General features: G+C 48.2%; 11 protein-coding genes. 9 read left to right on the top strand and 2 right to left on the bottom strand.

Annotated features, from left to right (window positions below; translation table 11 throughout):
- Positions 1 to 14 precede the first annotated feature (14 nt).
- The 4 genes from FTU67_RS12280 (at position 15) to FTU67_RS12265 (ending at position 4,402) form a co-directional block, all read left to right on the top strand.
- Positions 15 to 1,268, top strand: coding sequence for a D-amino acid dehydrogenase (locus tag FTU67_RS12280; protein ID WP_180061793.1), 1,254 nt, complete (start codon positions 15 to 17; stop codon positions 1,266 to 1,268).
- A 22-nt stretch (positions 1,269 to 1,290) separates the two neighbouring features.
- Complete coding sequence (alr, locus tag FTU67_RS12275; RefSeq protein WP_180061792.1) at positions 1,291 to 2,403, top strand: alanine racemase; 1,113 nt, start codon at positions 1,291 to 1,293, stop codon at positions 2,401 to 2,403.
- Between the two features lie 24 nt (positions 2,404 to 2,427).
- Entirely contained in the window at positions 2,428 to 2,790 is a 363-nt protein-coding gene (locus FTU67_RS12270; protein ID WP_005179861.1) for a RidA family protein, read from the top strand.
- A gap of 148 nt (positions 2,791 to 2,938) precedes the next feature.
- Positions 2,939 to 4,402 (top strand): amino acid permease, encoded by a 1,464-nt coding sequence (locus tag FTU67_RS12265; protein WP_016659472.1) that lies wholly within the window; start codon positions 2,939 to 2,941, stop codon positions 4,400 to 4,402.
- Between the two features lie 56 nt (positions 4,403 to 4,458).
- On the opposite strand, the gene FTU67_RS12260 is transcribed toward FTU67_RS12265, so the two are convergent.
- Complete coding sequence (locus tag FTU67_RS12260) at positions 4,459 to 4,911, bottom strand: CopD family protein (protein WP_005179856.1); 453 nt, start codon at positions 4,909 to 4,911, stop codon at positions 4,459 to 4,461.
- 19 nt (positions 4,912 to 4,930) lie between these two features.
- Positions 4,931 to 6,160 carry a beta-ketoacyl synthase N-terminal-like domain-containing protein gene (locus tag FTU67_RS12255; protein WP_005179853.1) on the bottom strand — a complete coding sequence of 410 codons (1,230 nt, stop codon included), beginning with the start codon at positions 6,158 to 6,160 and terminating at the stop codon, positions 4,931 to 4,933.
- Between the two features lie 276 nt (positions 6,161 to 6,436).
- Here FTU67_RS12255 and FTU67_RS12250 point away from each other — a divergent pair, with 276 nt between their 5' ends.
- The 5 genes from FTU67_RS12250 to FTU67_RS12230 all read left to right on the top strand — a co-directional run.
- The gene (locus FTU67_RS12250) at positions 6,437 to 7,885 is read left to right on the top strand and encodes an EcsC family protein (protein WP_180061791.1); all 1,449 of its coding nucleotides are present in this window, start codon (positions 6,437 to 6,439) and stop codon (positions 7,883 to 7,885) included.
- A 163-nt stretch (positions 7,886 to 8,048) separates the two neighbouring features.
- The gene (gene rpsL, locus FTU67_RS12245; RefSeq protein ID WP_002050319.1) at positions 8,049 to 8,423 is read left to right on the top strand and encodes a 30S ribosomal protein S12; all 375 of its coding nucleotides are present in this window, start codon (positions 8,049 to 8,051) and stop codon (positions 8,421 to 8,423) included.
- Positions 8,424 to 8,602: 179 nt separating this feature from the next.
- Entirely contained in the window at positions 8,603 to 9,073 is a 471-nt protein-coding gene (gene rpsG / locus FTU67_RS12240) for a 30S ribosomal protein S7 (protein ID WP_005179845.1), read from the top strand.
- Between the two features lie 132 nt (positions 9,074 to 9,205).
- Complete coding sequence (gene fusA, locus FTU67_RS12235; protein WP_005179843.1) at positions 9,206 to 11,341, top strand: elongation factor G; 2,136 nt, start codon at positions 9,206 to 9,208, stop codon at positions 11,339 to 11,341.
- A 94-nt stretch (positions 11,342 to 11,435) separates the two neighbouring features.
- Positions 11,436 to 12,204: elongation factor Tu (locus FTU67_RS12230; protein WP_180061790.1), on the top strand; the 769-nt coding region annotated here is incomplete at its 3' end.

Below are 12,204 nucleotides of genomic sequence, written 5' to 3'. Positions count from 1 at the left end.
TTGAGGTCAAGTCTATGCGTGTAATTGTGTTGGGAAGCGGTGTCATTGGGGTGACCAGCGCATATTATCTGGCGCAGCAGGGTGCAAGTGTGATGGTGCTGGATCGTCAAACCGGGCCGGCGGAAGAAACCAGCTTCGGGAATGCCGGACAGGTTTCACCGGGCTATTCAACGCCGTGGGCAGCACCGGGGATTCCATTTAAAGCTGTGAAGTGGATGTTCCAGCATCATGCACCTTTGGCCGTGAATTTGGATGGCAGCATGTGGCAGTTACAGTGGATGGCGCAAATGCTGAAAAATTGTAATGCGCAGCACTACGCCATTAATAAAGAGCGGATGGTGCGGGTGGCCGAATATAGCCGCGATTGCCTGAGACAGTTACGTCAGAACACCGGAATCAGCTATGAAAACCGCTCTAAAGGCACGCTGCAGCTGTTCCGTAAAGATGCCCAGCTCGATGCCGTACAGCGTGACATTGAAGTATTAAAAGAAAGCGGTGTGGAATATGAGCTGTTAGACCGTGATGGTCTGGCCCGGGTTGAACCGGCTTTGGCTGCGGCCAAAGATAAACTGGTTGGTGGCTTGCACTTGCCTAATGATGAAACCGGTGATTGCTATCTGTTTACCAATGCGCTGGCCAAACTGGCACAGGAGATGGGTGTTGATTTCCAGTTTAACCAGAATGTAGAAAAACTGCTGGTTGAAGGCGACGAGATTAAAGGCGTGCTGGTCAATGGCAAAGTGCTGACCGCAGACCGTTATGTATTAGCCTTTGGCAGTTATTCACGTGAATTCCTGAAACCGCTGCATCTGGAGCTGCCAGTCTATCCGGTGAAAGGTTACTCGCTGACTGTGCCAATTGTCGATCCGGCCATGGCGCCACAATCAACAGTTCTGGATGAAACTTACAAGATTGCCATTACCCGTTTTGACCAGCGGATTCGTGTCGGTGGTATGGCTGAATTAAGCGGCTTTAACCTCGGTCTGAATCAGGATCGTCGTGCCACTTTAGAAATGGTCACCAAAGATTTATTCCCGGGTGGTGATTTACCGCAGGCCAGCTTCTGGACCGGTTTACGTCCAATGACGCCAGACAGCACCCCGATTATTGGTGGCACCCGCTATAAAAACCTGTTCCTGAATACCGGTCACGGGACTTTAGGCTGGACCATGGCCTGTGGTTCGGGCAAGTTAATCAGTGATCTGGTGATGCAGCAGCAACCGGAAATTAGCACTGAAGGCTTATCGTTACAGCGTTACGCTGCTTAAGGTATTGATTCAAGGAAGAACGATGTCTAGACCAATTCAGGCAGTGGTGCATCTCGATGCACTGCGCCATAACCTGCAGATTGCCCGGCAGTATGCCGGGGACAGCCAAGTTTATGCCGTGGTCAAGGCCAATGCCTATGGTCATGGCATCGAGCGGGTCTATCCGGCTTTTCAGTCCGCCGATGGCTTTGCCTTGCTGGATCTGGCCGAGGCGCTGAGATTACGCCAGCTGGGCTGGCAGGGCGATATTCTGTTGCTGGAAGGTATTTTCTGTCTGGAAGATTTATTTGTCTGTCAGCAACATTGCTTGAGCTTTAGCATTCACAGTGCCCATCAAATTGACTGGTTACAGCAGTTCCAGCGCCAGCATCCGGAAGCACGTTTTCATGTCTATCTGAAAATGAACAGTGGCATGAACCGTCTGGGTTTTGCACCCGCCGCTTACCGGGGCGCCTTTGCCCAGTTACAGGCACTGGAAATTGTAAGCTCTATTACCCACATGATGCATTTCTCCGATGCCGATGGCGAACGTTTTGGTGCGCCGGGCATCGACTATCAGCAGCAGTGTTTTGAACAGACCATTGCCGGCCTGCCTGGCCAGCGTTCACTCTGTAATAGCGCGGCATTGCTGCGTCATGCGCCGGCCCTGCATAGTGATGTGATGCGTAGCGGCATCATGTTGTATGGCAGTTCGCCCGATTTTCCACAGCATACGATTCAGGACTGGAACCTGAAACCGAGCATGAGCCTGCGCAGTGAAATTATTGCTGTCCAGCAGCTGAAGGCTGGAGAAAGTATTGGCTATGGCTCCAGCTTTGTTGCTGAACAAGCCATGCGGATTGGCGTAGTGGCCTGTGGCTATGCCGATGGCTATCAGCGAATTTCTCCAAGCGGTACACCGGTACTGGTCAATTCGCAGCGCAGCCAGACGCTGGGTCGGGTCAGTATGGATATGCTGGCGGTCGATCTCAGCCATCTTCCTGACGCCGATATTGGCGCTGAAGTGGTGCTGTGGGGCTATTCCAGCAGTGGTGCCATCTTGCCGGTCGATGAGGTCAGTCAGGCAGCCGGTACCGTTGGCTATGAGCTGATGTGCGCCATCACCGCCCGGGTGCCGTTTGTGGTGCAGGCATAAAATTTTATTCAACAGGATCACAACATGAGTTCTCAAGATATTCAACGTATTCACAGCACTGAAGTGATGAGTGCGGCAACGGTATTTAATCAGGTGGTCTATCTGTCGGGTCAGATTCCGAAAACCACTGCCGGGCAGGACATCACTGCGCAAACGCAAGAAGTGCTGCAGACCATTGATACGCTGCTGGCCGAAACCAATAGCGATAAAAGCCGGATTTTATCTGCGCAACTCTTTTTAAAGAATCTGTCCGATTTCCAGACCGTGAATGCGCTCTGGATTGAATGGTTGCAGGGCCATGCCACACCGGCACGCGCCACCATTCAGGCGGAACTGGTCAACCCGGACTGGCTGATTGAAATTGCAGTGACCGCTGCACAGAAATAAGCCGTCTGGTTTGGTTTTCTCTCCCAGCCACTGACGCTGCGTACAGCCCAAGATAGGATTTGTTGGGATGTACAGGACCATCATTGCAGGATGACGTATGCACAGCCTGCGCTGATGGCAGGGTCAGGGCACAATAAGGATATTGAACATGACTTCCTCTCGTCACGATGACGTTCATTCGTCGCCACATGAATTACAACGCAAACTCTCCAACCGGCATCTGCAGTTAATTGCCATTGGCGGCGCTATTGGCACCGGACTGTTTATGGGCTCCGGCAAAACCATTGCCTTGGCTGGCCCATCCATCCTGTTTATTTATATGATTATTGGCCTGATGTTTTTCTTCCTGATGCGCGCATTGGGTGAAATCCTGCTGTCCAATCTGCACTATAAATCCTTTATTGATATGGCGCATGAGCTGATCGGGCCGGGTGCGGGCTACTATATTGGCTGGTCCTACTGGCTGGGCTGGATTCTGGTTGGAATTGCCGATCTGGCAGCCATCATCAATTATCTCGGTTTCTGGCTGCCACCAGATACCACGTTTACTCCCATGGGGCAGGCGCTGATCAGTGTTGGTTGTGTGCTGTTTGTACTGGGACTGAATTTACTGACGGTCAAGCTGTTTGGTGAAATCGAGTTCTGGTTTGCCCTGATCAAGATTCTGGCCATCTTAGGCCTGATTGGTATTGGTGGCTATATGGTCTTTAACCAGTTTGCCGCGCCAGATGGCACCACTGCCAGTTTTCAGCATGTCTGGTCACATGGTGGTATGTTTCCACAAGGCGGTAACGGTTTTCTGGCCGGTTTCCAGATTGCGCTGTTTGCCTTTGTCGGGGTGGAGCTGCTGGGCACCATGGCGGCTGAAACCAAAGATCCGGAAAAGAATTTACCCAAAGCAGTCAATGCAATTCCGACCCGGATTATCCTGTTTTATGTGCTGTCTTTATTTGTGGTGATGTCGGTGACGCCGTGGAACCAGATTCCGGCAGACCGTAGTCCGTTTGTGTCGTTGTTTTTACATGCCGGTATTCCCACCTCTGCGATTATTATGAATCTGGTGGTGTTATCTTCGGTGATGTCTTCCATGAACAGCGGTGTGTTTTCGACCAGCCGCATGCTGTTTGGCCTGGCGCGTGGCCGGCAGGCGCCACAGGCGTTGGCGACCTTGTCAAAACGGGCAGTACCGGCCAAAGGTCTGCTGTTCTCCTGTCTGTTTATTATGGCCGGTGCAGCCTTGCAGTATTTTGTGCCGAATACCGTTGAAGCCTTTACCTTGGCCAGCTCGCTGTGCGTGATTCTGTTTATTAGCATCTGGGGCATTATTATGGTGTGTTACCTGCGCTATCGTAAACTGCAGCCGCAGTTACACGCTGCTTCACGCTTTAAAATGCCGGGCGGGGTGCTGATGAGCTATGTGGTGTTGGCCTTCCTGCTGTTTGCACTGGTGATTCTCAGTCTGGAGCCGGATACGCTGAAAGCACTGCTGGTCAGTCCGTTGTGGCTGGTGATTTTAACCGTGACTTACTATGGTCTATATAAACCGCGGCTGCGTAAATACCAGCAATATGCCCAGACCGAGCAATATGCCAAGTCAGAAACCCTTCGCTAGCCCACAAAAAAGCCTCGTATCAAACGAGGCTTTTTTTTATCTGTTCTTCGATGGAGCTAGAACACAGGTTTCACCACCACCAGAATCACAATTGCAAATAACAGCACTGTCGGCATTTCATTGAAAAAGCGCCAGAACTTGTGTGACTTGTAATGGGCATTGCCAATCAGTTTCAGACGGTAATAACCGCAAACCAGATGGTAAATCACCAATAATCCGACCAGTGCCACTTTCAGGTAAAACCACAAGGCATCGTGGTAGTTCCGGGTGGCATCACCCCAATCTACCAGAAAGTGGGCGGTAATTAGGGTGGCAATCATGGAAGGCCACATAATTCCGCGGTACAACTTGCGTTCCATGACTTCAAAACGCTGATGACTGACCGCATCTTCACTCATGGCATGGTAAACATATAACCGTGGCAGATAGAACAGTGCAGCGAACCAGCACACCACGGCAATAATATGTAATGCTTTTACCCATAAAAAAGCATCAGAAGGTGCATCCATCGAAAATCCTATTTAGGGATTATGCATCCCATTTCTTGAAAATCAGACAAGCGTTTACGCCGCCAAAACCAAAACTGTTACTCATCACAGTATTCAATTTTGCGTCACGTTTTTCAAGTACGATATCAAAGCCTTTCGCGCCTTCATCCAGCTCGGTCACGTTGATGTTTGGCGCAATAAAGTCGTTTTGCATCATCAGGACAGAGTAGATCGCTTCCTGTACACCGGCAGCACCCAGGCTGTGACCGGTCATAGATTTGGTCGAGCTCAGGGCTGGTACCTGGCCTTCACCAAAGGCACGTTCCATGGCTTTCAGTTCAGTCACGTCACCTGCAGGGGTAGATGTACCGTGTGTGTTCACATAGTCAATCGATTCAACACCATGCTGTTTGGCTTCATCCAGCGCCATCAGGATACAGCGTGTTGCACCTTCACCGCTTGGCGCAACCATGTCAGCACCATCCGAGTTGGCTGCATACGCGACCACTTCTGCCAGAATGTTGGCACCACGTGCTTGTGCATGTTCCAGCGATTCCAGTACCAGGAAGCCACCGCCGCCGGCAATCACGAAACCATCACGGTCTGCTGAATATGGACGAGAAGCAGTTTCTGGGGTGTCATTGTATTTGGCACACAGCGCACCCATCGCATCAAACAGCAGGCTTTGTGACCAGTGATCTTCTTCACCACCGCCAGCCAGCATAAGATCCTGTTTACCCAGTTGAATCAGGTTGTAGGCATAACCAATCGCATCGGCAGAAGTTGCACATGCGCTGGTAATCGAGTGCGCAACGCCTTGCAGTTTAAAGGCAACGCCCAGGTTGGCCGTAATGGTGTTTGACATGTTACGTGGTACAAAGAATGGGCCAATTTTACGCGCGCCTTTTTCTTCCAGTAATTCCACCATTTCAACCACAGATGCAGTCGAGTTGCCGCCTGAACCACCGGCAATACCGTAACGCGGGTTACCAGCTAAATCTTCAACTTTCAGGCCGGCATGTTCAATGGCTGCTGCCGCTGCGTTATAGGCATACATTGCACACACGCCCATGAAGCGTTTTAAACGACGGTCGATATTGTCAAAATTCTGTTCTGCAGCTGCACTGACATGGCTCTTAAAATTCAGTTCAGCATAAGTCTGGTTAAAACGTGTGCCTGAAATACCATTTTGCAAAGAGTGGGTTACATCTTCTAATGTATTACCAATGCACGAATTAATGCCCATGCCAGTGATTACAACACGTTTCATCTACAGTTCCCTTATGGTGATATTATCGGGTCCAACCCTGGAGACTGTCGGCGCAAATGCCGGTGTCCAGTGCATTTCCCAAGTTTTTCAATTGGATTCATAATAACAGAAAGAATTTTGAATTCTTATGGCAAATCCTATGCCTCTTTGGGAATGACCAGATTTGGGGAGCAGACTACGTGAACATAACCAAAAGAAACACAATAAGGTTGAGATAAACGCAGACTATACCTAGTATTTAGCAATAAATCTTAAGAAAGAAAATGAGGAGCAAGAATGACAGATTCTAATAATAAGCAATCAGGCGGATTCCTCTCGAGTGCGTTTGGAGTGGCTAAAAAGCTCAGTCATACCGGCATTGACCTGGTTCAGCATGTGGCGCCCGGTTCGACCAGTAAAGAAGAGGCGGGTAGCAGTCAGGGGCGGGTGGTGGAAGGCAGTGCCAGCCCGGTATTCGGCCGCCATTCATCGCGTTATGACAATCCGCAGCAGGTACTGAAGGCACATTTGCCGCAGGTCTCACGTCAATTGCTAGGTCGTCATTATAATAAGGTCAATAATCTTGCCCATTTTGTGGCGCCTCAGTTTTCCGATAAGGTGTCGGATTACTTCTTTCACCAGCTAAATACCTTCACCTCCAATATCAGTTCGGTCGATGCAGTTTTAGATGAAGCCGGAGTACGTGACTTAGAGGAACTGACCCAGGATGTGAACCGTTCCAAACGCATCAGCCAGGCGCTGGCAGAGCAGAATAAATGGCTGGCCTCGATTCAGGGCGCGATCACCGGGGCTACCGGCGTGATTGGAACCGCGGTAGATGTGCCGGTTTCGATGATCATGTCGTTACGTACCATCTATCAGGTTGGGCGTTCGTATGGCTTTGAGCTGAATAAAGAAGAAGGCCAGGCCATTGTGCAATATATTTTCAAACAGGTTGATCTGGGCCTGATTGCCGAAAAGCAGGCGGTCTTGCTGGGTATTAAAAGCGTGCTGAACATGCTGCAAACCCATGATGTGCATCAGCTGCAGCAGCTGGTTGGTTCCAGCAATGATATGGAAGCGCTACGTAAATATCTGGTCAATGAGCAGGGCGAAATGAAGTGGCAGTGGATGAACTCGATGCCGAAGTTCTCGCTGTTAAGCAAATTAACCCCGGTGGCGACAGCCTCGGTCAGTGCCGCCTATAGCTGGAAGCTGGTCGAACATGTGCACCAGAAAGCGCAGGAAGTGTTCTCGCATGCCCGTGAATATCTCATCCAGCATAAGGGCAGTCAGCTATCCCCGGTCGATGCCTATGAAAAAGCCGCAGCCTTACTGGCACAAGCTGCACCGAAATTACTGGAACAGCCAGATGCGGCTACACCAGCCGTCGAGGAGCTAAAGCTGGATCAGGATATTGAGCTGCAGCAAAACAGCACCATCTCTAAGGTGAAAATCCAGAAAAAATCGGCAGAGGAAAAACCGGAGCCGGAACAGGTCGATCAGGATATCCAGCAGGGCCTAGAGCAGCTGGCCGATAAAATGGTTGAACCGAATGCTGCAGTCGAGCCACAAAAACCGGCAATTCCACCGGAATCGATTGAGCCGGAACCTGCAGATGATGACGAGTTTGACGACACGCCACCGGCAGTGGAGGAGCCACCAGAAACGGAGGCTGAACCGCAAAAAGCAGACGCTGAGAAACCGGTAGCGAAGAAGGTTACAAAAAAGCAAAAAGCGCAATAAGGTGCTAATACCTTAAAAAGCAGTAAAATCAGCCTTTAATGCGGGAATGGTCAATATTTGCCGGTCTGTCGAATATTGACCATTTTAGTATCTTGACTTACAATTGCATGCCCTCAAAAAGTAGTATGTTTTTGGGGCTTTTTATTAACGGGAGAATTGCCACATGGCAACAACAAATCAGTTGATCCGTAAGGGTCGTACGACTTTAGTTGAAAAATCTAAAGTTCCTGCGTTGAAGGCTTGTCCACAACGTCGTGGTGTTTGTACACGTGTTTACACAACTACACCTAAAAAACCTAACTCAGCAATGCGTAAAGTTTGCCGTGTTCGCTTAACTTCAGGTTTCGAAGTTTCTAGCTATATCGGTGGTGAAGGCCATAACCTGCAAGAGCACAGTGTTGTTCTGATCCGTGGTGGTCGTGTTAAAGACTTACCAGGTGTACGTTACCATACCGTTCGTGGTTCTTTAGACTGTGCTGGCGTGAAAGATCGTAACCAGTCACGTTCTAAATACGGTACTAAACGTCCTAAGAAATAATCTTTCGAGATTAAGCTCTTAGTTCGTTAGAACTGCAATCCTTTATCGTCTCGCTTGTCTGATTTCTGCATTTATTTTGTGAATATTCAAGCGACGTATAGTAAGGCCAGCGAATGCATACGACACTTTATGCTACTGCTGGATTAACCTGAAGTGTCATATTTATAGGTAGTTTTAAAATGCCAAGACGTCGCGTAGTCGCTGCTCGTGAAATCCTTCCGGATCCTAAGTTCAGCAGCCAAACAATCGCTAAATTCATGAACCACGTAATGCAAGATGGTAAAAAATCTATTGCTGAAAGTATCGTTTACGGTGCTTTAGACCGCGTTCAAGAAAAAAACAAAGTAGACCCAGTTGAATTTTTTGAAGCTACGCTTGAAAAAGTTCGTCCTATGGTTGAAGTAAAAGCACGCCGTGTTGGTGGTGCTACTTATCAAGTTCCTATGGAAGTACGCCCATCCCGTCGTACTGCTCTAGCGATGCGTTGGTTAGTAGATGCTGCTGCTAAGCGTTCTGAAAAAACTATGGCTTTACGTCTTGCTGGTGAGTTGCTTGATGCAGCTGAAGGTAAAGGCGCAGCGGTTAAAAAACGTGAAGATGTGCACCGTATGGCTGAAGCCAACAAAGCCTTCTCTCACTACCGTTTCTAAGCGGATAAAACAGGACCTAATCAGGAGGGTGATGAATTTAGTTGTCACTAGTTTGTCATCAAAGCGCTTTAAGTTGCTATGCAGCTTAAAGCGTCCTGTTTTAAACAACAAAATTTAGGAATGCTAGAAATCATGGCACGTCAAACCCCAATTTCTCGTTACCGTAACATTGGTATCTCTGCGCACATTGACGCAGGTAAAACAACCACTTCTGAACGTATTTTGTTCTACACAGGTGAGAGCCACAAACTAGGTGAAACTCACGAAGGTTCAGCAACAACTGACTGGATGGAACAAGAGCAGGAACGTGGTATTACCATTACTTCAGCAGCTGTAACATGCTTCTGGAAAGGTATGGCTAACCAGTTCGACCAACACCGTATTAACGTAATTGACACCCCGGGACACGTTGACTTCACAATCGAAGTTGAGCGTTCTATGCGTGTTCTTGACGGTGCGTGTATGGTTTACTGTGCTGTAGGTGGTGTACAGCCTCAGTCTGAAACTGTATGGCGTCAGGCGAACAAATATAAAGTGCCTCGTATTGCGTTCGTAAACAAAATGGACCGTACTGGTGCGAACTTCTTCCGCGTTGTTGAGCAAATGAAAACACGTCTTGGTGCGAACCCAGTGCCAATCGTTGTTCCAGTGGGCGCAGAAGACACATTCACAGGTGTTGTTGACTTAATCGAAATGAAGTCAATCATCTGGGACGAAGCTTCTCAAGGTATGAAGTTTGAATACGGCGACATTCCTGCTGATCTGCAAGATACAGCTGAAGAATGGCGTACAAACATGGTTGAAGCTGCTGCTGAAGCATCAGAAGAACTCATGGACAAATACCTGGAAGAAGGCGACCTTTCTAAAGAAGAAATCGTAGCTGGTCTTCGTCAACGTACTTTGGCTGGTGAAATCCAACCAATGATGTGTGGTTCGGCGTTCAAAAACAAAGGTGTTCAACGTATGTTGGACGCAGTGATTGAATTCCTTCCAGCGCCTACAGACGTAGAAGCGATCAAAGGTATCCTAGACGACAAAGACGAAACTGAAGGTTCTCGTGAAGCGTCTGACGATGCTCCGTTCTCTGCGCTTGCGTTCAAAATCATGAACGACAAATTCGTAGGTAACTTAACGTTCGTACGTGTTTACTCAGGTGTTCTGAAAGCAGGTAGCCCTGTTTACAACCCAGTGAAAATGAAACGTGAACGTATTGGCCGTATTGTACAGATGCACGCAAACGACCGTCACGACATCGAAGAAATTCGTGCGGGCGACATCGCGGCGTGTGTAGGTCTTAAAGACACGACTACGGGTGATACACTGTGTGACGAAAACAACGTAATCACACTTGAGCGTATGGAATTCCCAGAGCCAGTAATTCAATTGGCTGTTGAACCTAAGACCAAAGCTGACCAAGAAAAAATGTCAGTTGCGCTTGGCCGTTTAGCGAAAGAAGATCCATCGTTCCGCGTATTCACAGACGAAGAATCTGGTCAGACTATCATCGCTGGTATGGGTGAGCTTCACCTTGACATCATCGTTGACCGTATGAAGCGTGAATTCAACGTTGAAGCGAACATTGGTAAACCAATGGTTGCTTACCGTGAAACGATCAAGAAATCAATCGAACAAGAAGGTAAATTCGTTCGTCAAACTGGTGGTAAAGGTAAATTCGGTCACGTATACGTACGTTTAGAACCGCTTGATCCTGAAACTGGTAAAGACTACGAGTTCGCTGAAGAAGTTGTTGGTGGTGTAGTACCTAAAGAATTCTTCGGTGCGGTTGACAAAGGTATCCAAGAACGTATGAAGAATGGTGTCCTTGCTGGTTATCCAGTCGTTGGCATCAAAGCGACATTGTTCGACGGTTCTTACCACGATGTCGACTCTGACGAATTATCGTTCAAAATGGCGGGTTCTTACGCATTCCGTGACGGTTTCATGAAAGCAGATCCTGTTCTTCTTGAACCAATCATGAAAGTTGAAGTAGAAACTCCAGAAGACTACATGGGCGATATCATGGGTGACTTAAACCGTCGTCGTGGTATGGTTCAAGGTATGGACGATTTACCTGGCGGTACTAAAGCAATCCGTGCTGAAGTTCCACTGGCTGAGATGTTCGGTTACGCGACTCAAATGCGTTCTATGTCTCAAGGTCGTGCGACTTACTCTATGGAATTTGCTAAATACGCTGAAACTCCACGTAACGTGGCGGAAGGCATCATCGCTAAGTTCCAAGCTGGCGGTAAAAAAGGTGACGACGAGTAATCTTTCGATTACTATATTGCCTAACTAATTTTATAGTTAAAATCTAATGCTCATGCAGTGATCCTGCATGAGTAATCTACAAAGGAAGATGAACATGGCTAAGGCTAAGTTTGAACGTAATAAGCCACACGTTAACGTGGGCACAATCGGTCACGTTGACCATGGTAAAACAACTTTAACAGCTGCAATTGCAACTGTATGTGCGAAGAAATTCGGTGGTGAAGCGAAAGATTACGCTGCAATCGACTCTGCTCCAGAAGAAAAAGCACGTGGTATTACAATTAATACTTCTCACGTAGAATACGATTCTCCAACTCGTCACTACGCTCACGTTGACTGCCCAGGCCACGCCGACTATGTTAAAAACATGATCACTGGTGCTGCTCAGATGGATGGTGCGATTCTTGTTTGTTCAGCGACTGATGGTCCAATGCCACAAACTCGTGAACACATCCTTCTTTCTCGTCAGGTAGGTGTACCTTATATCGTTGTATTCTTAAACAAATGCGATATCGTAGATGACGAAGAGTTAATCGAATTAGTTGAAATGGAAGTTCGTGAACTTCTTTCTACTTACGACTTCCCAGGCGACGACACTCCAGTAATCCGTGGTTCTGCTCTTGCAGCACTTAACGGTGAATCAGGTCAATATGGCGAAGACGCTGTTGTAGCTCTTGTTGAAGCGCTTGACACTTACATTCCAGAGCCAGTACGTGCAATCGACCAAGCATTCTTAATGCCAATCGAAGACGTATTCTCTATTTCTGGTCGTGGTACAGTTGTAACTGGCCGTGTAGAAACTGGTATCGTTAAAGTAGGTGAAGAAGTTGAAATCGTGGGTATCAAAGATACAGCGAAAACAA

The sequence above is a fragment of the Acinetobacter sp. YH12132 genome, from assembly GCF_013418645.1.
GTDB lineage: Bacteria > Pseudomonadota > Gammaproteobacteria > Pseudomonadales > Moraxellaceae > Acinetobacter > Acinetobacter indicus.
Note: the sequence above shows the minus strand (reverse complement) of the source record. Positions and strands in the feature narration are given on the sequence as shown.

Coding starts and splice junctions, on each gene's coding strand:
- FTU67_RS12255 (WP_005179853.1), bottom strand. CDS start 6,160: ATGAAACGTGTTGTAATCACTGGCATGGGCATTAATTCGTGCATTGGT.
- FTU67_RS12260 (WP_005179856.1), bottom strand. CDS start 4,911: ATGGATGCACCTTCTGATGCTTTTTTATGGGTAAAAGCATTACATATT.
- FTU67_RS12280 (WP_180061793.1), top strand. CDS start 15: ATGCGTGTAATTGTGTTGGGAAGCGGTGTCATTGGGGTGACCAGCGCA.
- FTU67_RS12250 (WP_180061791.1), top strand. CDS start 6,437: ATGACAGATTCTAATAATAAGCAATCAGGCGGATTCCTCTCGAGTGCG.
- FTU67_RS12265 (WP_016659472.1), top strand. CDS start 2,939: ATGACTTCCTCTCGTCACGATGACGTTCATTCGTCGCCACATGAATTA.
- rpsG (WP_005179845.1), top strand. CDS start 8,603: ATGCCAAGACGTCGCGTAGTCGCTGCTCGTGAAATCCTTCCGGATCCT.
- alr (WP_180061792.1), top strand. CDS start 1,291: ATGTCTAGACCAATTCAGGCAGTGGTGCATCTCGATGCACTGCGCCAT.
- fusA (WP_005179843.1), top strand. CDS start 9,206: ATGGCACGTCAAACCCCAATTTCTCGTTACCGTAACATTGGTATCTCT.
- FTU67_RS12270 (WP_005179861.1), top strand. CDS start 2,428: ATGAGTTCTCAAGATATTCAACGTATTCACAGCACTGAAGTGATGAGT.
- rpsL (WP_002050319.1), top strand. CDS start 8,049: ATGGCAACAACAAATCAGTTGATCCGTAAGGGTCGTACGACTTTAGTT.